General features: G+C 60.1%; 19 protein-coding genes. 12 read left to right on the plus strand and 7 right to left on the minus strand.

Annotation, left to right across the window (positions count from 1 at the left end; genetic code table 11):
• Window positions 1-2 precede the first annotated feature (2 nt).
• From IG629_RS15050 to IG629_RS15060, 3 genes are read right to left on the minus strand one after another with little or no spacing between them, the layout of a single operon-like run.
• Entirely contained in the window at window positions 3-914 is a 912-nt protein-coding gene (locus tag IG629_RS15050; protein WP_193172765.1) for a DMT family transporter, read from the minus strand.
• A complete protein-coding gene (locus IG629_RS15055; protein WP_193172766.1) occupies window positions 911-2770 on the minus strand; it encodes an ATP-binding cassette domain-containing protein in 1860 nt (619 codons plus the stop codon). The genes IG629_RS15050 and IG629_RS15055 overlap by 4 nt, the downstream gene beginning before the upstream one ends.
• Window positions 2771-2772: 2 nt before the next feature.
• Window positions 2773-3507, minus strand: a complete 735-nt coding sequence (locus IG629_RS15060) for a TerB family tellurite resistance protein (RefSeq protein WP_193172767.1) — start codon at window positions 3505-3507, stop codon at window positions 2773-2775.
• Window positions 3508-3683: 176 nt separating this feature from the next.
• Between IG629_RS15060 and IG629_RS15065 the strand changes: the two genes are divergently transcribed.
• The gene (locus tag IG629_RS15065; RefSeq protein WP_193172768.1) at window positions 3684-5087 is read left to right on the plus strand and encodes an FAD-binding oxidoreductase; all 1404 of its coding nucleotides are present in this window, start codon (window positions 3684-3686) and stop codon (window positions 5085-5087) included.
• Between the two features lie 8 nt (window positions 5088-5095).
• Here IG629_RS15065 and IG629_RS15070 read toward each other — a convergent pair whose 3' ends face one another.
• Together IG629_RS15070 and IG629_RS15075 are read right to left on the minus strand one after the other, a co-directional pair.
• On the minus strand, window positions 5096-6562 hold the full coding sequence (locus tag IG629_RS15070; protein WP_193172769.1) for a PAS domain-containing sensor histidine kinase: 1467 nt from the start codon (window positions 6560-6562) through the stop codon (window positions 5096-5098).
• Window positions 6563-6658: 96 nt separating this feature from the next.
• Window positions 6659-7777 carry a serine hydrolase domain-containing protein gene (locus IG629_RS15075; RefSeq protein WP_193172770.1) on the minus strand — a complete coding sequence of 373 codons (1119 nt, stop codon included), beginning with the start codon at window positions 7775-7777 and terminating at the stop codon, window positions 6659-6661.
• Between the two features lie 128 nt (window positions 7778-7905).
• On the opposite strand from IG629_RS15075, the gene speB reads away from it, so the two are divergent.
• The 7 genes from speB (at window position 7906) to IG629_RS15110 (ending at window position 14567) form a co-directional block, all read left to right on the plus strand.
• A complete protein-coding gene (speB, locus tag IG629_RS15080) occupies window positions 7906-8862 on the plus strand; it encodes an agmatinase (protein WP_028467189.1) in 957 nt (318 codons plus the stop codon).
• A 4-nt stretch (window positions 8863-8866) separates the two neighbouring features.
• Complete coding sequence (locus IG629_RS15085; protein ID WP_193172771.1) at window positions 8867-9670, plus strand: hypothetical protein; 804 nt, start codon at window positions 8867-8869, stop codon at window positions 9668-9670.
• Between the two features lie 111 nt (window positions 9671-9781).
• Window positions 9782-11449, plus strand: coding sequence for a hypothetical protein (locus IG629_RS15090; protein ID WP_193172772.1), 1668 nt, complete (start codon window positions 9782-9784; stop codon window positions 11447-11449).
• A complete protein-coding gene (locus IG629_RS15095; protein ID WP_193172773.1) occupies window positions 11446-12000 on the plus strand; it encodes a hypothetical protein in 555 nt (184 codons plus the stop codon). The genes IG629_RS15090 and IG629_RS15095 overlap by 4 nt, the downstream gene beginning before the upstream one ends.
• The gene (locus IG629_RS15100) at window positions 12000-13112 is read left to right on the plus strand and encodes a hypothetical protein (protein ID WP_193172774.1); all 1113 of its coding nucleotides are present in this window, start codon (window positions 12000-12002) and stop codon (window positions 13110-13112) included. Before IG629_RS15095 ends, IG629_RS15100 begins: the two co-directional genes overlap by 1 nt.
• Window positions 13113-13423: 311 nt before the next feature.
• Window positions 13424-14374 carry a DUF1194 domain-containing protein gene (locus tag IG629_RS15105; protein WP_226886761.1) on the plus strand — a complete coding sequence of 317 codons (951 nt, stop codon included), beginning with the start codon at window positions 13424-13426 and terminating at the stop codon, window positions 14372-14374.
• Window positions 14334-14567: a sulfurtransferase TusA family protein gene (locus IG629_RS15110; RefSeq protein ID WP_193172775.1), complete on the plus strand. Its 234-nt coding sequence runs from the start codon at window positions 14334-14336 to the stop codon at window positions 14565-14567. Before IG629_RS15105 ends, IG629_RS15110 begins: the two co-directional genes overlap by 41 nt.
• Window positions 14568-14598: 31 nt before the next feature.
• Here the strand turns inward: IG629_RS15110 and IG629_RS15115 are convergent, their stop codons facing one another.
• Together IG629_RS15115 and IG629_RS15120 are read right to left on the minus strand one after the other, a co-directional pair.
• The gene (locus IG629_RS15115; protein WP_193172776.1) at window positions 14599-15546 is read right to left on the minus strand and encodes a threonine ammonia-lyase; all 948 of its coding nucleotides are present in this window, start codon (window positions 15544-15546) and stop codon (window positions 14599-14601) included.
• Window positions 15543-16283, minus strand: a complete 741-nt coding sequence (locus tag IG629_RS15120) for an SDR family oxidoreductase (RefSeq protein ID WP_193172777.1) — start codon at window positions 16281-16283, stop codon at window positions 15543-15545. The genes IG629_RS15115 and IG629_RS15120 overlap by 4 nt, the downstream gene beginning before the upstream one ends.
• A gap of 128 nt (window positions 16284-16411) precedes the next feature.
• Between IG629_RS15120 and IG629_RS15125 the strand changes: the two genes are divergently transcribed.
• From IG629_RS15125 to IG629_RS15140, 4 genes are all read left to right on the plus strand, one after another.
• The gene (locus IG629_RS15125; protein WP_319025100.1) at window positions 16412-17959 is read left to right on the plus strand and encodes a UxaA family hydrolase; all 1548 of its coding nucleotides are present in this window, start codon (window positions 16412-16414) and stop codon (window positions 17957-17959) included.
• Between the two features lie 33 nt (window positions 17960-17992).
• Entirely contained in the window at window positions 17993-18484 is a 492-nt protein-coding gene (locus tag IG629_RS15130) for an NUDIX hydrolase (RefSeq protein ID WP_193172778.1), read from the plus strand.
• Window positions 18485-18498: 14 nt separating this feature from the next.
• A complete protein-coding gene (locus IG629_RS15135; RefSeq protein ID WP_193172779.1) occupies window positions 18499-19413 on the plus strand; it encodes an amidohydrolase family protein in 915 nt (304 codons plus the stop codon).
• A 423-nt stretch (window positions 19414-19836) separates the two neighbouring features.
• On the plus strand, window positions 19837-21507 hold the full coding sequence (locus tag IG629_RS15140) for a methyl-accepting chemotaxis protein (protein WP_193172780.1): 1671 nt from the start codon (window positions 19837-19839) through the stop codon (window positions 21505-21507).
• Window positions 21508-21624: the final 117 nt, after the last annotated feature.

Genomic DNA, 21624 nt, shown 5'->3' on the forward strand with positions numbered 1-21624 from the left:
ACTTACCCCTCGGCTTTAGCTTCGGCTTTGGCTTCCGAGTCCACGCCCGCTTCCAGTTTCGGTGAGGGCGCCGACCGGCCGATGGTAACGGCGCCGACTCCGACGATGGTGAGCGCGGCACCGGCAATCTGGAAGGCGTCCATATGCTCGCCAAGGAAGGTAATGCCGGAGGCAGCGCCGACCAGCGGAGCCAGAATGGTCAGCGGCATGGTCTGTGACACGTCGTATTTCTGCAGAATCTTGTACCAGATCCCGTAGCCGAAAATGGTAACGCCCACTGCCATATAGATGACGCCGCCCCAACCGGCCGTCCCCGCTGTCTGCAGCGCTTCCCATTGCCCGTCCTCGAAGATGAACGAGGAGCCGAGGATCATGGGGGCGGCAAGCACGGACATCCAGGCATTCAGCACGAACGGGTTTATCGCCCCCATCCATTTCACCTGGATATGGGCGAGCCCCCAGAGCAGCGCGGCGATGATGACAAGGCCGAGATCGAACAGGCTGCTGGAGGTCTTCGGCGCGCCGGCCAGCATGGCGACACCGGCGAAGGCAATGGCGATGCCGAGGATCTGCCTCCGGTTCGGGCGCTCGCGGAAGAAAATGACCGCCAGGATCACGGCAAACGGCACCTGGATCTGTGCTGCGATGGCCGCCAGCGAGGCATCGGTACCCTTGAGCCCGGTAAACATGAAGGCGAAATGCAGGACGCCGAGAGTGACCGAGAGACCGAAGATATGCAGAAACTTGATACCCCGCCATCTCAGGAAGGGCACCAGCAGGATGGCGGTTAGCAGGTAGCGCAGGCCGACCAGCATCATCGGTGAGAATTCGGTCATGGCGATCTTGCCGAAGGCGAAATTCATGCCCCAGACCACCATGACAATGACGCCTAGCAGAATGTCCTGTGGCTTCATGAAGCGCGGGCTTTCTCTATCGACTCGCGCAGCTCCTCAAGTTCAAGCCAGCGGTTTTCCGCATCGTCGAGTTCGGTCTGGGCTGCCTCGAGTCGCGCGCTTGCAGCCTTGAACCGTTTGGGATCGCGGGTGAACAGGTCGGGGTTGGCAAGTTCGTTCCCGAGGGTCTCTATTTCCGTTCCGAGTTTGTCGATCGTGTCCGGAAGGGTGTCGAGCGCGCGCTGGTCCTTGTAGCTGAGCTTGGCGCGCGGCTGGGACGGTTTTTCGGCCGGGCTCGCCGATGGCTTGCTCTCGCGCTTTTTTGGTGCGGCCGCTCCTTCGGCTTCCGATTTCCGGAACGCCGCGTAGTCGCTGAAACCGCCGACGAATTCCTCGATCTTGCCGTCGCCCTCGACGGCGATGATGGAGGTCACCACCCGGTCGAGAAAGTCTCGGTCATGGCTGACGAGGATGATCGTGCCGTCATATTCGCCGAGCACTTCCTGCAGCAGATCGAGGGTTTCGATATCAAGATCGTTGGTCGGCTCGTCGAGCACCAGCAGGTTGTGCGGTCCGGCGAACAGCTTCGCCAGCAGCAGCCGGTTGCGCTCACCGCCGGAGAGGTTCTTCACCTGCGCCCGTGCCTGGCGCTCCTCGAACAGGAAGTCGCGGAGATAGGAGACGACATGCTTTGGTTTGCCATGAACGAAGACGGTATCGCCGCCGCCGGGGCAGAGTGTCGACCATAGGGTCGCATCGCCGTCCAGCGTCTCCCGGTACTGGTCGAAATAGACGGTTTCGACCCCGAAGCCTACCCGGACCCGGCCCTTGTCGGGTTTTTCCTGGTCGATCAGCATTTTCAGCAGCGTGGTCTTACCGGCCCCGTTGGCGCCGACCAGACCGATGCGGTCGCCCCGCTTGATGATGGTGGAGAAGTCTTTCGCCAGGACCTTCTCGCTGCCGTCGGGTTGCGTGTAGGACTTTGAAATATGGTTCGCTTCAATGACGAGCTGGCCGCCGGACTCGGCATCTCCGACGCTGAGATTGACCAGCCCCGTCCGCTTCATTCGCTCGGCGCGCTCCCGGCGCATGCCGAGCAGGCCACGGACTCGGCCCATGTTCCGCTTGCGCCGGGCAGTGAGCCCTTCTCGCAGCCACCGGGTTTCCTCGGCGATCTGTTTGTCGACCCGGCGCTGGGTCGCTTCCTCGTCCGCCAGCACCTTGTCCGCCCAATCGGCGAACGCTGAAAAGCCTTCGGAATTGCGGCGCACCTCGCCCCGGTCGATCCAGTAGGTCCTGTTCGACAGCCGGCTGAGGAAGGTCCGGTCATGGCTGATCAGCAGGATGCCGCCCTTGAAGGATTCCAGCTCCTCTTCGAGCCATTCGATAGTCGGCAGATCGAGGTGGTTTGTCGGCTCGTCCAGCAGCAGCACGTCGGGCTCAGACACCATCGCCCGGGCAAGTGCCACGCGGCGGGATTCGCCGCCGGACAGGGCGTCTGTCAGCCGGTCTCCGTCAAGGGAGAGGTGCAGCAGCATGGAATCGACCAGATATTCCGCCGGGTGCTCACCCGGATTGACCGACAGACCGCTCCGGACATGCTCGCGGATGGTGATGCCTTTCGGCAGGGGCGGGTCTTGCGGCAGGTAGGCGATCTTGGCACCGGGCTGCACAAACCGCTCGCCCTGGTCGAGATCAACTAATCCGGCGAGACATTTCAGCAGCGTCGATTTACCGGAGCCGTTGCGGCCGACGAGGCAGATACGTTCGCCCTTGGCGACGGTGACATCTACATCGTCGAACAGAATGCGTTCACTGAGGGTGAGCCGGGCGTTGCGAAGGGCGACGATCGGCGGCGCAGAAGAAGCTCGGGCCATACTCAGTTCATGCCGCGCTGTTTGGCGATACGGTCATAGGCGGCGTTGATGGCGGCCATTTTTTCGGTCGCGGCGGCAACAAATTCCTCCGGCAGACCCTCGGCTATCAGCCGGTCCGGGTGATGCTCACGGATCAGGGTGCGGTAGACCCGTTTGACCTCGGCATCGTCGGCGTCATGAGCAAGTCCGAGCACGCTGTATGGGTCCTCTGCATCCTTGTCGCCGGCGACGGCGCGCATGCGCTGGAAGGCAAGGGCATCGAAGCCGAAGATCTCGGAGAGGCGTTCAAGATAAGTGATCTCATTCTGGTGGATGACACCATCCGCCTTGGCAATATGGAAGAGGCTGAGCAACAGCTCTTCGAGCACGGGAGAGCCCGGATTGAACAGCCGGGCGATCTGCTGCGCGTAGACCTCGAAGCCCTCGGCATCGCGCCGGGCCAGATCCCACACCCGGCCGACATTCCGGATTTCTTCGGGGGGGATGTGGAAGACTTCCCGAAAGGCGGCGATCTCGTCACGGGTGACCACGCCATCCGCCTTCGCCATCTTGGCGCTGAGCACGACAACGCCAATGGTGAACGCGATTTTTCTGGTCGCGGCTTGCTCGTCTTTCGGCGCGTCGGAGCTGGCGAATCTGTCAACAGCATGGCCAGCGGTCGCGCCGAGCAGCGCGCCGATAGGACCGCCGAGCGCGAGACCGGCCGCGCCGCCAATGATTTTACCCCAGATACTCACGTTTCAAGCACTGCCGCGTATTGTGGAACATTTGTAGAATATCATCGGAACATGTCGGCTGCCGGGGATTCCGTCAACAGCGCGTGTCGCCGCACGCGCGACAGCGTAGCCCCCTTGCTGGAGCCTGGAGGCGGGAGTAGTTTGCCAGCCCCACCTTTTTGAATGGAGATCCCGATATGGACGTAGAGGCGAAGCCCGTCGATGCCGCCACCCGCGATGCAGCGCTTGATGCTCTGAAGCAGATATTCGGGGATCGATTCACCACCTCAGAAGCCGTGCGTCACCAGCATGGCAAGGACGAGAGCTATCACACCCCGATGGCACCGGACGCTGTCGTCTTCGCGGAGAGCGAAGAGGAGATCGCCCGTGCCGTTACAGTATGCAATCGGCTGAAATATCCGGTTATCCCGTTCGGCACCGGCACCTCGCTTGAAGGCCATATCGGGGCACTCAGAGGTGGTGTCTCTATTGATACCTCGCTGATGAACCGGGTGCTTGCGGTCCATGCCGAGGATCTGGACGTCACCGTGCAGCCGGGCGTGACCCGCAAGCAGCTGAACGAGCATCTGCGCGATACCGGCCTGTTCTTCCCGATCGACCCGGGGGCCGACGCCTCCATCGGCGGCATGACGGCGACCCGCGCTTCCGGTACCAACGCGGTGCGCTACGGCACCATGCGGGAAAACGTGCTGTCGCTGCGTATCGTCACGCCGAGCGGGGAAATCATCAGGACCTCGCGCCGGGCCCGCAAATCCTCCGCAGGCTATGACCTGACGCGCCTCTTCGTCGGCTCCGAGGGTACGCTCGGGGTGATCACGGAAATTACTCTCAAGGTCTATGGCATCCCGGAAGCGATCTCGTCGGCTGTCTGCCAGTTCGATACACTGGAAGGAGCGGTGGATTCCGTCATCACGACGATCCATGCCGGTGTTCCCGTGGCTCGGATGGAACTGCTGGACGAAGTTCAGATGGGCGCCTGTATCGAGTATTCTAAGCTTGAAGGATACGAGGCCAAGCCGACCATTTTCTTCGAATTCCACGGCAGCGAAGCCGGTGTTAAGGAGCAGGCGGAGACGGTTGAGGGCATCACCGGCGAGTTCGGTGGCAGCTCATTTCAGTGGGCGACCCGGACCGAGGACCGGAATGCGCTCTGGCAGGCCCGGCACGATGCCTTCTATGCCGCACTGGCCCAGCGTACCGGCTCGCAGGGCTGGCCGACGGATGTTTGCGTACCGGTCTCGCGCCTTGCTGAATGTATCCGCGAGACCAAGAAGGACATCGTTGAGTCCGGTCTGTACGCGCCATTGGTCGGCCATGTCGGGGATGGTAATTTCCATCTCGTCTACATCATCGATCCGGAGAATGAAGAAGAGTTGAGCCGGGCGAAGGCGCACAGCGAGCGCATGGTGCACCGCGCCCTCGATATGGACGGGACCTGCACGGGCGAGCACGGGGTCGGCTACGGCAAGATGCCGTATCTGGAGCAGGAACATGGCCCCGCGCTGAACATGATGCGCTCAATCAAGCGGGCGCTCGATCCAAACAACATCATGAATCCGGGGAAGATCGTCGAGATCTGAAGGCGCCTTTAGCAGGCGAGCGTCTCGATCGGGCCTGGAGCTTTCTCAAGGTCCTGAACCGGATAGGCGCGTACGCGATCAGCCGGCAGATGCACACGTACCAGAGTTCCGACACCTGGCTCGCTCTCGAGCTTGATCGTTCCGTCATGCAGTTCGGTCAGGTTCCGGGCAAGAGACAGGCCAAGACCGACGCCGCCGTAGCGCCGGGAGAGATCCTGTTCTGCTTGCTGGAAAGGCTCCATGACACGTTCAAGATCCTTCGCGGATATTCCGACGCCGGTATCTTCAACGGTGATCTCAAGGCCCCCGTCATCGACAGTATTGACACTGACTGAGATCTTTCCGCCCGAAGGGGTGAATTTCACGGCGTTCGTCAGCAAGTTGATCACGACCTGGCGGAGGCGTGTTTCGTCGCCGAGAAATGCCGGAAAATCCTCCGGAATATCCAGGCTGAGGGTGAGTTGCGCCGCTGAGATCTTTTCGTTCAGCATACGCGCGCATGACCGCATCATCCGCTGCACATCGATCACGTTTTCATCCAGCGTCAAGAAGCCGGCCTCGATACGGGAAATATCGAGCAGGTCGTTCAGAACTGTCAGCAGGTGCTGGCCGGTATCGTTGATGTCTTTCGCATATTCAAGATACCGGTCGTTCTGCATTTTCCCGAAGAGCTGATCGGTCAGAATCTCGGAAAATCCGATGATTGCGTTCAAAGGGGTCCGCAACTCGTGGCTCATATTCGCGAGGAATGCGCTCTTCGCCCGGTTCGCGTGATCCGCTTCGTATATCGTTTTCAGTAACTGCGCCTGACGGTCCCGCTCCTCGGTGATATCCGTGCCGGTCCCGCGATAGCCTTTGAACACATCTTCTTCGAAGATCGGCGTGCCGCTGATACGCCGGAAGCATGGCTCACCATTGGCCCCAAGGGCTGCATATTCGAAATCGCGGAACGACTCGCGGGCTTTGAGCGTTTCGCGATGCGCTTCCCACACGTCAGCCCGGTCTCTGTTCCAGCTCAGTGCTTCGAACCGCAGATATGAATCGCCGGGCTGGGCGGCGACTGGTTGTCCGGTGACGTTCTCGTATCTGTCCGACAAGTAAGTCAGTTTGTGCTCAGTATCGACTTCCCAGAACCAGTCGGGCGAGATGGAAGCGAAGTCCTGAAAACGCTTTTCGCTTGCCTTGAGCGCCTTGCTCAATCGGCGGCGGCGCAAATAACCGAATACCAAGAGGGTGATCAGGGCGCCTTGCAGCAGGAAAAAGAGCGCCCCGCACCAAATCAGGGTCGCACTCAGAAACGGAGATCTGGAACTGTCAGCCGTCGCAGAATCAGTGACGGCTTGTGTGGGGGATGATGGCTGGACTGGTGCCGTCGGGGCGGTGTTGGATTGCGCACTGACCGCGGTGTCATACAGCAGCACTATCGCTGCCAATCCCGTGAACAGGACCGCGTAACGCAGAGAATTGATGCGCATTCCTTCAACCTCGGCATTCGCTGTTTTGGAATTCCGTCGGTTCAGTTGGATGTCCAACCGAATGCGCAACAATCCTCTGTTTGGATTAATAAATTCTTACGTCTCCCGGACGGCATCCATCACGGCGGCACAGAATCCATCAAACGCATCGCGTTCGATCCAGCGGACCACGGCGACCATGTCGAGTTCCGGATCGATCCAGATGACGTTCGAGCCTTTGCCCTTGGCGAAATAGCTGGTGCGCGGTGCGGAAGGCGCGGAGCCACCCTCAACGTTGAGCCACCAGAGATAGCCGTAATCCGCATTGATCGGGCACGGAGTTGTGGCCTGGCCGATATAATTATCGGAGATCAGCTGCTTGCCATTCCAGGCGCCGCCACGGGCCATGAGCAGCCCGGTCCGGGCCTGATCGCGAGAGCTGATGAACATGCCGCCGCCCCAGTGCGAGCCGCCGGAGACCGATTGGATTTTCTTGCCGTCTATATCGACCCAGGAATTCTCGTAACCGTGCCATTCCCAGTCGGAGGATGCGCCGATCGGGTCCATGATGCGCTCTTTGATGACTTCCGGAAGCGGCCGCTTCCAGACCCGGAGCAGGGCGAGGGCCAGCCGGTTTACCCGAACATCGTTATATTCCCAGAAAGTGCCGGGGGTCTGCATGTCGCGGGTCTTGCCCTTGAGCGTGCCTTCTCCTGCCTGGGCGTCGAGATCGCGGTTGTGATCGATCCAGTCGGGCTTGCTCCACAGTGTGCCCTGCCACTCGCTGGTCTGCTGCAGCAGTTGCGCCCAGGTGATCGGTTTGTTCTGTGGGTCGTCGAAACCGCCATCGTCAACCAACTCGGCGACCGGACTGTCGAAGCTGGGGATCAGGCCGTCATCCAGCGCCAGACCGGCGCAGATCGAGAGGTAGCTCTTGGCGATGCTGAAGGTGATGTCCGGGCGCGTGGTGTCGCCCCATTCATGGACGATGCGGCCGCCCTTCAGGATTATGCCATGCGGGTCGGCGCGTGGCCGGGTGATGCCGATGACGTCGCGCAGGCCTTCCGGCTCTCCGAACAGATCGTTGTCGAGGGCGCGACGAATATCGCGGTCCATCGTGGATTCGTTCTTGATGGCGAAGTCGCTGGCGGCTTTCAGACCGGAGGCGTCGAAGCCGGCGTCACGCGGGTCGATGCGCTCCCAAGACTCGCTTGAGGCAGGAAAATACTGTGTCATCTCGGTCTCTTGATATCTCGGCAGGAGACGGACAGTAGCGCCCTTCTGTTGGGAGGGTCCAGACTTGCAATCCGCGCTGGCCCAATCGCAAACTGGAACGAAAGCACCGGGACCGGGGGACACAGGCGATGACGATGTCGGATCAGGAAATCAAGGCTATGGGATTGCCGCGTTACACAGGCATTCCGACATTCATGCGCACGCCCTACCGGGAGAGTGCGGCGGGCCTCGATATCGCCCTGGTCGGCGTGCCCTACGATGGCGGCGTGACCAACCGGCCTGGCGCCCGGCACGGACCGCGCGAGGTGCGCAATCAAAGCAGTCTGATGCGCACGATCAATCAGGCGACCGGGGTCTGTCCTTACGAGTTGTGCAGCATTGGCGACGTTGGTGATGCGGTGGTCGAGCGGCCTTTCCAGCTTGAAAGCGCCCATGAAGAGATCGAGCGTTACTACAAGGATCTGGCGGTTACCGGTGCTGTCCCGCTCAGCGTAGGCGGGGATCATTCCATTTCGCTTCCGATCCTGCGGGTTCTGGCCCGGGAGCGACCCGTCGGCCTGATCCAGATCGACGCTCATTGCGATACCGGGGACGATTATCTCGGTTCCCGCTTTCACCACGGCTCGCCATTCTCCCGCGCGGTTGAGGAAGGGCTGCTCGACCCGAAACGCTGCGTGCAGATCGGCATAAGGGGCGGTATCAATTCACGGGACCAGTGGGCCTTCAGTTACGAGCACGGCATGCGCGTGATCCAGATACATGAAGCCTACGAGATGGGGCTGGATGCGGTCATTGCCGAGGCGCGCCGGGTGATCGGCGACGGGCCAACCTATTTCACTTTCGATATCGACGGCATCGATCCGGCTTACGCGCCCGGCACCGGCACGCCGGAGATCGGCGGTTTCACCGCGCTCGAGGCGCAATTGCTCGTGCGCGGGATGAGCGGAGCGAACCTGATTGGCGGGGATGTGGTTGAGGTCTCGCCGCCTTTCGATCCGAGCGGCATTACCGCCCTGACAGGTGCCACGATCATGTTCGAGATCCTCTGTGTCCTCGCCGAGGCCGTCGCGGCACGCAAGAGCTGATCCGATGCGCGTGCTCCTGCTCGCGACCGTGATTGTCTCACTCTTCCTTATGGTGCCGCCGGTTGCTGGTGCGTCAGAGCAAGAGGTCCGGCTGGATGTGGCGGAACTTCGTGGCGGGGCCGTCCCGCGTGTCCATGTTGCCGCGTCTCCGCGCACGCGAAGTGCCGCTTTTTATGCCCGGACGGCGGACGGATTGGTCCAGCCTATCTACTTTAACGGCAGGCTGACGGTGGATGGGGCAGGGCCCGTGCTTCAGATCCCGGCGGGTGAGGAGAAGCTCATCCGGATTGGCGGCACGCCCGGGCTTTTTGTCGCCGCGCGGTCCGGGCTGCGGCAGGACCGGGAGGCGATGTTCGTTCTGCTGGCTGAGAGCCTCCCCGCCGTGCTTACAGAAACGAGACCTATCTCCGCGGATGTTTTTTTCCGACAGTTAGCGGCGGTCGCGCGGGGGCATTTGGGTGCGCTTCACATTCTTCCCTATACGATCGCCGCGGCGGGGCTTGCGCCGGAGGTCTCAAGGCAGGGCGAAGCCGTTGAGTTCGAGATCGCTTTCGACGGATTGGCTCTGGAAGCGGTCTTCACGGTTGCCGATATCCTTACGGTCGAGGGAGACGGGCCGTTGGCGCCTGTTGTCATCAACCTGCCGGAAGCGGGGGGCGGCATTGGCTTCAGCTACAGCAGCCCGGCATCCGGGGCTGAGTTCCGTGAGCGTTTGGGAAAGATCGTCGAGGGCGCGGGATTACCCGGAGCCCGGATCGTCGATCATGGAGACACCACCCATCTGACTGTCATCTTCCCAAAGCCCTGATCCGGTCTGTTCTGTGATGGATAAGATATTGCCGGTAATGGAAAAATCGACAAATATAAACACGTAAAAAACGAATAAATACAAACATATTCACCATATTGGGTAGGTTCGGTGCCAATTTTGGATTTCGGTGGCAGCGCATCTGGTCTCAGGACCGAGATCAGCAATGAGCTGGCTTCGACGCTTGCTGCCGTGCTCGATGCCTCTGGCGACGAAGGCGGGCGCTACGACGCGCGGACCCGCCGCAACCTGGTGCAGACAATCGCCGCCAGGGCTTATGGCAAACCCCTTCTCGAACTCGCCTATCTGATCGCGGCCGCGGACCGGCTTTCCGGCCGTCACGGGTATGTCGGTTTCTTCTGGGGTGTCCGGGCGGCGACGTCTGGTGCCTACAGGGCCGCTGCTTTCGCGGCAGCGGGGCGGAGTGCCGCGCCCAAGGAGATCGAGGCGGGAGCGGATGAACTGATCATCAGCTATCCGGGTCCGGTGTTCAGGGTAAGCTATGGGCGCATGCCCTTTCTGGCGGCGCTGCTGGATTTTTGCGTCACCGCGCTCGGGTTTGCCGAACTGGATGATGAAATATCCGCTTTCCTGTCTGGTCCGAAAGACCGGGAAGACATGCAGTCCTTTGCCAATGGATTGTCCCGGCGGCTCTATGACTTCCTGAAAGATCACCTGCCGTCGCAGCAATATGAGCGGAAGTTTAACGCGATGTGCAGCTTCATCGCGGACAGAACGGACCGGCGGGTCAGTGCCGATGCAATCGATGACAGAACGGTGCTCGCCTTCTGGGAGGAATGCTGTTCCGACCGTCGTTCTGGTGGCGACTTCAAGGGGTTCCGGACGGTTGCGATTAACTTTCTGCATCTGAGGGTGGCGCTGAAGACGGCTGCCGACCGGCTTGCCATCGATGCTGCCGCGCCGATTGGATCGTCAAGGGATGCTGGCGAAGTCGATCCGGAGGAGATTTGCGGTGCCCTCGAGGTGGTCGAGGGTAGGCGGTCCGTGCTTGCGGAATTGGCCCTGCCACCGGCTGACCGGTTGAAGGCCATCAACAAGCGTGAGAGCGCGCGGCTGGAACTGGTGATGGAGGCGGGCGATGCGGCCGCCGTCCTGCCTTTGACCATATTGAGAGCGGAATGTTTCGGCGCGCATCAGGCCCGGATCGTTCAGGCTGTCCGGAAAAGAAAGGCGACAGAGCCTCATGGGGCGGTTGAGGTCTTGATCGATCAGAAGCCGGTCGAGGATTACGGGGCTGCAACGGACGACTTCCAGGAGTTGACGGTGCAGATCAGGAAGGTCCGGCTCGCCCTGATGTTTACCCTGTTCCGGAATGCGCGGCCCGAAGCTTTCGAAATTGGTTTCGATCTGTTCCCGGAGGTCGCACGGGCATTGCGAAACCGGATCAACGAGCCTGAAGCTGACTTTGCTGACAACGTGGTGCCATTGCGCCCGGGCGGGGCGATCGGTCGTTTGCTGCAGGGCGCTGTTGAAGGTGATCCGGAGACGATGCCGGAAGCCGGTCTTTTCAAGGCGTCCCGTCTGGCTTTTGCCAAGGTAAACCGGCGGGGTTTTGAAGAGGAACGGGTGTGCGAGCCCGAGATCATGGAGGCCGCCACGGCATGTGAGCCGTTGTTGCGGGTATGCGGGGAAGAGCTGCGGGCGTTCCTTGCGGCACTTGAACGTCATTTCAACCTGATCCCCGCAGAGCAGGTGTTCGAAGAGGATTGCCGCCGTTTCCATACCGCACTCGCGGCGCTTTACCGGGAGACGGCATGACTGAACCAAAGCTCCCCGGGGACGATGACGGGTTTGCCAAAGCCCTTTTTGTAGCCAGTTCCGCAGACCGGGATCTCCGTCTCTGGCTTTCAGAGGCGGCGGAGGCGGAAGAAAAACCGGTTCCGTTCGCGGCGTTCGTGCAATGTCTTGCGGACCCCGAAAGCGCTACGGGGCGGCGCGTCATGGAAATGGCAGCGCGCCGTCCGGACGTCAGGGCTGCCCTCATGACGTTGGCCAGTCGGTTCGCCCTTGGGCATCTCCCTGCAGTTGCTGCCGCGAGTGATGGCGGCCTGACTGTACGTGAAACGGATGTTTTCCGGATGCGTCTGGAAGCTGCGTATGACGCCGGCGGTTTGGCGTATTTCATCGTGGAACGTCTGGATGACGGAAGTGACATGCCGCGTCTCGCGATTGGCATTCCCGAAGCGGGTGACCCCGTGATGCGGGCTTTGCCTGAAAGCGTCGATGGCGTGGTTCAGCTCATGTTGCCGTCCGATGATCCTTTCCTTCACTTGTTTCGCGACCCGGATAGCCGGTTTCTGTTGGCCTGATGGCGACGATGCCGCTGATCCGGGTGCTGATCGCAACAACGCGCGGGCCGGTAGAGGTCCAGAACATCGCGCGTGAAAACCCGGCGGTCCGCTCCGTCATCTGCGTCGGAGGGGCATTCACGGCCTTGCCGGTCAGCCCAGCCTACGATGCGTTCGTGCGCGAGCCGACAGGTGTTGTGGAGCGCATGACGGGGCATCCAGTTTACCGTACCGATGTTGCCGCACCGATAGAGGCGGGAGAGAGCTGGCAGCTGGGAATGTTCCTGGCTCATGCCTTCCAGCTTTCCGGTGTATTGGCGAAGCCGGGGGACACCGCGGAACAAACGATCCTGGTGACGGGAGGGCTGGACCGGGATCTGAATGTAACCCCGGTCTCGCATGTCGCTGAAAAACTGGCCCGTGCCCGTGCTCCGGATCGGGGCGCGTGCATGTTCCTGTACCCGCGTGGAGCACCCCCCGTCGCGGATGAGGATGGCTGGAAGTCTCTGCCGGTTGAGGACGCGCGGGAAGCGCTGGAGATCTGCCTCGGACAGCAGGCGGCAGAGCGTCTCTTGCCGCAGCAGACTCCGTCTTTATGGAAGAAAGTAATATCAACGCGCGGCCGTTTAACGGTGCCCGTCTTGGTGGGGGCAGGGTTTCTCGTTCTGTTTCTTGCCGCATTCGCGGGCTTTGTTCAGTGGTCCTCTTGGACAGATAGCAGAACTCAAAGCTCCAAGGGGAACGCAACCGGTTTAATCAGTCTTTCTATTGCACCCCGGGACCCCGAGAGCGGTGAATGCGGTAATGCGGTTCCCATCCCGGCTGATCTTAAAGTCTTCAAGGGGCCGGTTTGCTTTGGCCGGATGAGTGTTGCAGAGAGAGGCGAATACCGTATTCAGATGACTATTGACGGTGCTTTCTCCAGCTATGTCGATCAGAGTCGCTACAGACGTGAGCTTGAGCGGGCGACTGACGGCGGTGATCTCTTGGTTCTGCAGATAGATTTCCCCTATTGGGTGAGGGAGCCCGTCCGCCTCGAAGCGGAGGCTGATCTTTTGGCGATGGACGGGATGCCTGTTCGTTCGGCAAGACGAAGCCTAGAGGTGATACCCCGCGGTGGCGCGAATTTTTGAACAAATGCAGTGTAAAGTGATGTGGCGCGACAGTCCCTGTCGGTCATTTTACCGTGATGCATCTTGTGCCTTGAAGCTCCACACTCGGATCACTCTCAGCCTCACCTCTTTGATGTTTCGAAAAAGCGAAAGGATCAGTATATTTGCTTCGGATGTTGGCTTGGAAATGAGTTTTCAAGGCGAGTATTTCCCGCCGCTATTTCAGCCGAAATTCCAAACTGTGTATGGCTTGTGAATAATATTAATCTTTTCCAATTTAAACCGATATCCTGAATTGACTTTTAAGTCTGAATGTCAAGAGGCGAGTAACCATGGGGCGAGCGGGATCTCTCATATATAAAGCTTCTATCGCTCCCGAGCGGCCAAAAAAGTTATCCACAGGTAAGTTTCGGTTTTTTTCAAATAAGTTAAGTCTTCATGTCCGTTTTATGCGCGGCTGTCTGCCGATCGCTTTGGGGCTGCTCTGGGTAGTATCGTATGTGCCTTATGGTATTGCCCAGCCGGTAGATCTCGAGTTGGTTTTTGCCGCCGACGGTTCCGGTTCGATTGACGATGATGAACTTCTCCTGCAACGGCAGGGCTATGCCGATGCATTATTGGATTCGCGTGTTCTAGAGGCCGTGACATCTGGCCGCTGGGGCAAGATCGTTGTCAGCTACATCGAATGGGGTGATGAAGCGTCCCAGCACACGATTGTCGATTGGCGAGAGATTGCGGGACCGAAAGATGCTCGCGCATTTGGTGAGGCTCTGCTTTCCGCGCCAAGAGCCGCCTGGGGGTACAATTCGATCAGCGAGGCGATCGCCTATTCCACGGACAAGATTCTGACGAATACCTATGAGGGCGTGCGGATGGTCATCGATGTTTCCGGTGATGGCCCACAGATTGGCGGCCGGCCGATTGACTGGGCCCGGGATCGGGCGGTGGATGCGGGTATCACCATCAATGCTTTGGTTGTAAAGAGTCGTGGCGGTGGGCATCGGGGGCCGGGAAACATTCCGCTGGAAATGCATTACCGGCTGGACGTGATTGGCGGGCTCGGTGCCTTCGCTATGGTGGCGGACGAAGAGACGCCGTTCGCAGACGTCCTGCTTGCCAAGATTATCCGCGAGATTGCCGATGCTCGTCCGACGGGACACGGCCGAGACGTTACCGGGATTGGCATTACGGATCCTGCGATCCAATATGCAGAAAACGCGATCACCTGTGGGACGGAGACTTATGAGCGAACCGGCACTTACCCTGGATGCAAGCGGCCTTAAATGCCCGCTGCCGGTGTTGAAAACCCGTAAGGCCATCAAGGGCCTTGAGGCGGGCCAATTGATCTCCGTGCAGTCGACGGACCCGGCCTCGCCGCTGGATTTCAAACATTTCTGTAACAGCGGCGGTCATGAGCTTGTCAGCGAAGCTGAGGCGGAGGGCACTTTCACCTTTGTCATCCGCAAGGGCGCCTGAACAGGCGCCCTTGTCGGCGATAGAGGCTCCGCTAGCCCGCGGGTAGCCCGTCCGTGCCGGCGCCGCAGACAATGACGGCGACGGTGCTGCCAGCCGGTGCGGAGATCTTGCCTGTCATGAGCGCGGCCTGGGCCGCCGCACCGCTGAGTTCGGCGGACAGGCCTGTCTCTTCCCACAGCCATTCGGCGGCAGCTTTCATTTCCGCGTCAGTGACCAGTACCAGCTCGTCCACATTCTTCGAGATCAGCTCGAAATTAAGTGCGGCGGAGCTGCGCGGCGCCAGGGTTCCCGCTGCCGTCTCGATCTTGTCCAGCGTCACCAGATGGCCCGCCGCGCGCGCGGCATGATGGGTCGGCGCCCCGGTCGGCTCGACACCGATGACCTTGATGCCCGGTTTCAGCAGCTTGGCGGCAGTCGAAACACCGGAGATCAGCCCGCCGCCGCCGATTGCAACGACAAGCGTGTCGATTTCCGGCGCGTCTTCCAGCATTTCAAGCGCGATGGTGCCCTGTCCGGCGATGACGCGCGGATCGGCGAAGGGGTGGATGTAGGTCAGGCCACCCGCTTCTGCGTGGGCGAGGGCTGCCTTGTTCGCATCGTCCCAGACGGCGCCTTCGATGACGGTTTCTGCTCCCAGGGATTTCAGCTTTTCCACCTTCGAAGGCGGCGTGCTCGAGGGGAGATAGATCACCGCCGGGCAGCCGGTCATGCGGGCGCCGAAAGCGACACCGAGGCCGTGATTGCCGCCGGAGGCCGTGATCAGCCCGCGGGCACGCTCTTCATCCGAGAGAGACATCACGGTATTCGTGGCGCCGCGCACCTTGAAGGAACCGGTCGGTTGCAGGTTTTCGAGCTTCAGCAGCAACCGGGCGCCGGGCGCCGGATCGCTTTTCAGGGCGACGGCGTCCAGCAGCGGTGTGCGGCGGACCTTGCCGCGTATACGTTCCGCGGCGGCCTTGAAGTCGGACAGGTCGGTCAATTGAGGATGCCTCCATCGATTACAAATGCTTGGCCGGTTGTGTAGGCGCTTTCGTCCGAGGCGAGGTAAAGCACCATCGCCGCAATTTCCTCCGCCGTGCCAAGGCGGCCGAGTGGCTGACGGGCGATGAAGTCCTTGCGGGCCTGCACCGGATCGTCGAAAGCGTTGATCCGTCCATCCAGGGACGGAGACTGAACAGTGCCGGGGCAGACCGCGTTGCAGCGGATGCCCTGTTTCATGAAATCGGCGGAGATCGACTTGGTGAGGCCGATCACCGCCGCCTTGCTTGATCCATAGACGCAGCGCAGGGGAATCCCCTTCATGCTGGAGCTGACCGAAGACATGTTGATGATCGAGCCACCTCCTGCTTCGAGCATTGCGGGCAAGAAGGCCCTGCACATGCGGAACATCGCCTTGACGTTCAGATTGAAGGAGAAATCCCAATCCTCGTCGGATGTATCGAGGATTGAGCCGTGATGCACGAAGCCGGCGCAGTTGAACAGCGCATCCACCGCGCCGATCTCCGCTGCCGCGGCTTTCACCGCATCGCCGTCGAGGACGTCGAGCAGGCGCGTGCTGACACCGGCGAGTCCATCAAGTTCGGCGAGCTTTTCCCGGTTGATATCGGTCGCGATGACTGTCGCCCCTTCGCGGCTGAAGGCCTCGACAGTGGCCCGGCCGATACCCTGCGCGGATGCTGTCACAAGAGCGGTTTTCCCCGACAAACGTCCAGACATGATGTTTCCCCCGATTTTTATTTTCTTGATGCTCATGAGTACGGCATCGAGTTTCCCTGCGGCAAGCGTTTGCGCGGCACATGTGGTGGGCTATCATGACCACAATTAAATAAAAGGGAGTGCTGGTGGTGGCTGAAGCAGGCGGAGCGCAGGACGCGCAGAGACTGACGGTCCGATTGAACCCGGCGGACAATGTCGTTACCTCGCGGTCCGAGATTGGCGCCAACGTCAAGATCCCGGAGGAGATGGTGGCAACGCTCGCGCCAATTCCGCAGGGACACAAGATTGCGACGCGCCGTATCGGTGTCGGCGAGCCAGTGAAAAAATATAATCAGGTCATCGGCTTCGCGACCGAGGATATCCGGCCCGGCGCCCATGTTCATACTCATAATGTCGCCATGCAGGACTTCGAGCGCGACTACGCCTTTTGCATGGACAGGACCGAGACGGATTTTATACCGGAGGCGGAGCGCGCGACCTTCCAGGGGTTCCGGCGGAAGAACGGTAAGGTCGGGACGCGGAACTACATCGGTGTGCTGACGAGCGTGAACTGTTCGGCTTCAGCGGCGAAGTATATTGCCGAGGCGGTGACGCCGGAGCTGCTGCAGAAATATCCGAATGTTGATGGTGTTGTGGCGCTCAGTCACGCAACGGGCTGCGGCATGGCCGATACGGGCGAGGGGTACGAGAACCTGCAGCGCACGCTCTGGGGCTTTGCCGGACATCCGAACTTTGCCGGGATCATTCTTGTCGGCCTTGGTTGCGAGGTGAACCAGATCGACTTCCTGCTGGAAGCTCATCAGCTTGAGCGGGGTCCGCGCCTGCGAACCATGACGCTGCAGGAGACAGGCGGCACCCGGAAGACCATTGAAAAGGGCCTGGCCCTTATCGAGGAAATGCTGCCGCTGGCCAACCAGAGCCGACGCGAGACATGCCCCGCTTCGGAGCTGACACTGGCCCTGCAATGCGGCGGCTCGGATGCGTATTCAGGCATGACCGCGAACCCGTCTCTCGGTTATGCGGCGGACCTGCTTGTCCGCCATGGCGGCACCGCCGTGCTGGCCGAGACGCCCGAGATTTACGGGGCGGAACATCTGCTGACCCGTCGGGCCGTGAGCAAGGAAGTGGGCGAGAAGCTGATCGAGCGCATCAAGTGGTGGGAAGCCTATTGCGCCCGCAACGGCGGCGAGATGAACAACAATCCGTCCCCCGGTAACAAGGCGGGCGGTCTCACCACCATTCTCGAAAAATCGCTCGGCGCAACGGCCAAGGGCGGTACCACGAACCTCACTGGCGTCTACAAGTACGGTGAGCGGATCGACACCAAGGGCTTTGTCTTTATGGATAGCCCCGGCTTCGATCCCTGCTCGATCACTGGTCAGGTGGCGAGCGGCAGTAATGTGGTCGCCTTTACCACCGGGCGCGGCTCCTGTTATGGCTGCAAACCGGCGCCTTCGATGAAGCTGGCGACAAATACGCCGATGTATCGTCGCATGGTCGAGGATATGGACATCAATTGCGGGGCCGTGCTGGACGAGGGCATGACGATCGAGCAAATGGGCGAGGAGATCTTCCAGCAGGTGCTGGCCGTCGCCTCCGGCGAGAAGACCAAGAGCGAGAAACTTGGCATTGGCGATCATGAGTTTATCCCCTGGCAGGTCGGGGCGGTCATGTAGTGATCGCCGGAGCGATCGTGATGGGTGATCCAGATGGGCGATGATTTCGCCGACAGTTATCTCGGCCAGCTTCGGAAGCTGATCGGCAGCCGCATGGTGCTGATGCCGGGTGCGCGCTGCGTCATTCTAGATGATCAGGATCGTGTGCTTCTGCAGCTCCGGGGTGATTTCCATGTCTGGGGATTGCCTGCCGGGTTCTCCGAGCCTGGCGAGAGCGTGCTGCAGACGCTTGTCCGGGAGGTGCGGGAGGAAACCGGTCTGAACGTGCTCGATCCCACGCCATGGGGCCACGCTTCCTCACCGGAGGAAGCCACGCTGGTCTATCCCAATGGCGATACGATCCAGGGTTTCGGTGTGGATTTCGTGGTCCGTGAGTGGAGTGGGGAGCTTACGATCGACGGGACCGAGACCCTGGCGCTGGACTGGTTTCCGCTGGACGATCTGCCGGAGATGATCCATGCCCATAAAAGTGCGCTCGGTCATTTCGCCCGGTATCGGGAAACCGGCACGTTCCAGCTCTTCTGACCACCGGAAACAGCATGTCCTTTGAAGCTTTCCTTGGTGAACTCCGCGCGGATGCGGACGAGCGCCGCATCACGCCGCCCCCCGGCTCTGTTGACTGCGACGTTCGCATCACAAGCGTTTCCGGCAAGGCACCTCCAAAAGATCTGCCGGAGCACCCGCCGGAAGCGTATCGCGACGTTCAGGAAGAAATCGGCCTGTCGCGGGTGGTCCTGATCCAGGCGGACGAGCTTGGCTTCGACAACAGTACGCTGCTTGCCTCTCTCGAAGCACTGGCCGTCGCTCCGGACGGTTATGTCGAGGACTGCGCGCGGGCCTTCTGCATGGTGCGCCCGGGGATCGAGGCAGGGGAGCTTGAAGATCTTGCGGCCGCTGGTGTCACGGGGATGCGCGTGACCATGCTGCGGCACCGGGAAAGTTGTCCGTGGGACGAAATCGACCGCCATGTCCGCCGGGTGCATGATCTGACCGGCTGGAATATCGAGCTGGCGATGGACGGCTCGGACCTGCACGAGGTCGAGCAGATGGTCCGCGCCTGGCCTGGAAATATCATCCTGCCAGACCTTGGCGGGTTCCGCTTCTCCCGCAGCCTGACGCAGCCGGGGTTTCGGGCGCTTCGCCATATCGTCGACAAAGGAAATGTCTGGGTGAAGCTTTCGGCGCCTTACGCGATTGGTAAAGACGGTAACCCGGAAGATCCGGAAGTGACTGAACTTGCGCGTGCGCTCGTCGACTGGGCGCCGGAGCGCATGGTCTGGGGTAGCGCCTGGCCGCATTTGAGCTGGCCGGGAGAGGCTGATTCCTTACCCGTAAATTCGGGCTTGATGGAATCACTCGGCGCCTGGGTTTCCGATGGGGAAGTGCGGGATCGCATTTTGCTTCAGAATCCGGAAGCATTGTATGGCTTTGGGGCGTGGCCGATCGCAAAATAATTCGGCACATTCAGGCGATAGCCAAGAAAGTCGAACGCGAGCAAGCCCCGGATGAAGATCAGTCCAAGCGGCGGCGCCGTCCGGCCGGTGTCGAGTAGTCGCCGCGCAGATACGGCCGCGCATCATCACAACTCCCAGATATTTCCATTTCGGCGTAGAATATTTTTGAGTCCTTATATTCAATAAGGTCACTTCTTGTTGATTGTAGCGCATTGATATTTTTGTTGTTTGTTTCTCCGAATAGCATTCGAATAAGGACGTATTTGAAATTGCTGACTTCACAAAGTCATAGTAAGTTTTAGTTAAGGAATATTGCCTACTTTGTACATCAAGCGGTGTCTTAGTCCGTCGAGAGATATGTTTGCAAAGTGGGTGGGGTACATGAATATTTCCAGCATAAGCGTGCGGAATAAGGTCACCTCTGTGACTGTTATTCTTGTTGCCATTGCAATGCTTGCGACAGCGTATTCAGCGATCTTCCTGATCGCGGATTATGTTGAGAAACAGGCGGCGACGGCTCAGGATCGTAACTTGCGAACGGCAGCCATGATGTTGTCGGACAGTTACGAAAATCTCGTTGTCACAAAGAAGGGCGACGGACTTTCAGTTTCCTGGAAGGGACAGATCCCCGCATTCGAAGAGCACGCTGCCATCGACGATGTTGGCTTTGCCACCGGCGAAACGGCGACGATCTTTGCCTGGGACGAGGAAACCGGGGACTTCTGGCGCCGTACCACGAACATCAAGAAGAACGACGGCAGCCGTGCCATCGGCACGCCGCTTGGCAAGAAAGGCAAGGTCTACCCGATCATCACCAAGGGGCAGACTTTCCGCGGGCTGGCGACAATCCTCGGCAAGGAATACTTCACCCTCTATGAGCCGATATTCTCCACCACTGACAAGAGCAAGGTTATCGGTATCCTCTATGTGGGCGTCGGCCGTACCGCCATCGCGCAGATCAAGGACGAGCTGACATTCAGCCTGCTGAGCGTTATGGGTGTGCTCGCCATTATCGCAGTGGCGATCTCTGTACTGGTTGTCGGTCGCCTTTTGAAGCCGTTCCCGGTCTTGCGCGGGGTCATTCACCGGCTTTCCGCCAACGAGCTTGATGTCGATGTTCCCTATCTCGACCGTAAAGACGATGTTGGCGATCTGGCTCAGGCTGTGGAGATGTTCAAGACCGCGTCCATGGAGAGCCGTACTCTTTCAGATCAGCGTATTGAGGACGAGAAGCGAGGCGATGCCGAAAAGCGGCAGATGATGGTTCGAACCGCCGACGACTTTGAAACCACGGTGGGCAGCATGGTCGATCATGTTTCCACCTCTCTGCAACAGTTCAATACGTCCGCCAGAGACATGTCGGCGACGGCGGAGGAAACCAAGGCGAAAGCCGGGCTCGTCGTGACCGCGTCCGAGGATGCCGCCCGGAACATCCAGACCGTGGCGGCCGCCACCGAGGAGCTCAGCGCCTCGATCACGGAAATCGGCCAACAGGTCTCGCAGGCATCCAGCATCGCCTCCGGTGCGGTGCGCGAAGCGGCAGATACGAACAGCAAGGTGCAGGGTCTGGCGGAAGCCGCGCAGAAAATCGGCGAAGTCGTGGGCCTCATCACGGACATCGCCGAGCAGACCAACCTGCTTGCCCTGAACGCCACCATTGAAGCCGCACGGGCCGGCGAGGCGGGCAAGGGCTTTGCGGTCGTTGCCTCCGAGGTGAAGAACCTGGCCAGCCAGACAGGTAAGGCGACCGAGGAAATCTCGGCCCAGATCCAGGGCATTCAGGCTTCCACGGATGAATCGGTGACGGCAATCGGGGCGATCACGCAAACCATCGAGCAGGTGGATCAGATCGCGGCCGCTATCTCCGCCGCCGTTGAGGAGCAGACAGCAGCCACGCAGGAAATTGCCAGAAACGTGGAAGAGGCCTCAAGTGGCACGAACCAGGTGAACAGCAATATCTCCGAAGTTTCCGCCGCCACCCAGGTGACAGGAGAGGTTGCCCAGACGATCCAGAGCGAATCTCTCGCCCTGTCGCAGGACGCGGAAAAGCTGAAAGCCGAGATCCAGCGTTTCCTTGCCGGTATCCGTTCTTGATCTAGGAGCCTGGCCAGACCTTTTTGGGTCCAGACCTATAGCGCGGAGAAGCTGAAAAGCTTCTCCGCGTCTCTGTTTCGGCATACCCAGAGAAATCAGAGAAACCGTCATCGGGAG

Origin of the sequence: Nisaea nitritireducens, from assembly GCF_014904795.1 — a bacterium.
Classification (GTDB): Bacteria; Pseudomonadota; Alphaproteobacteria; order Thalassobaculales; family Thalassobaculaceae; genus Nisaea; species Nisaea nitritireducens.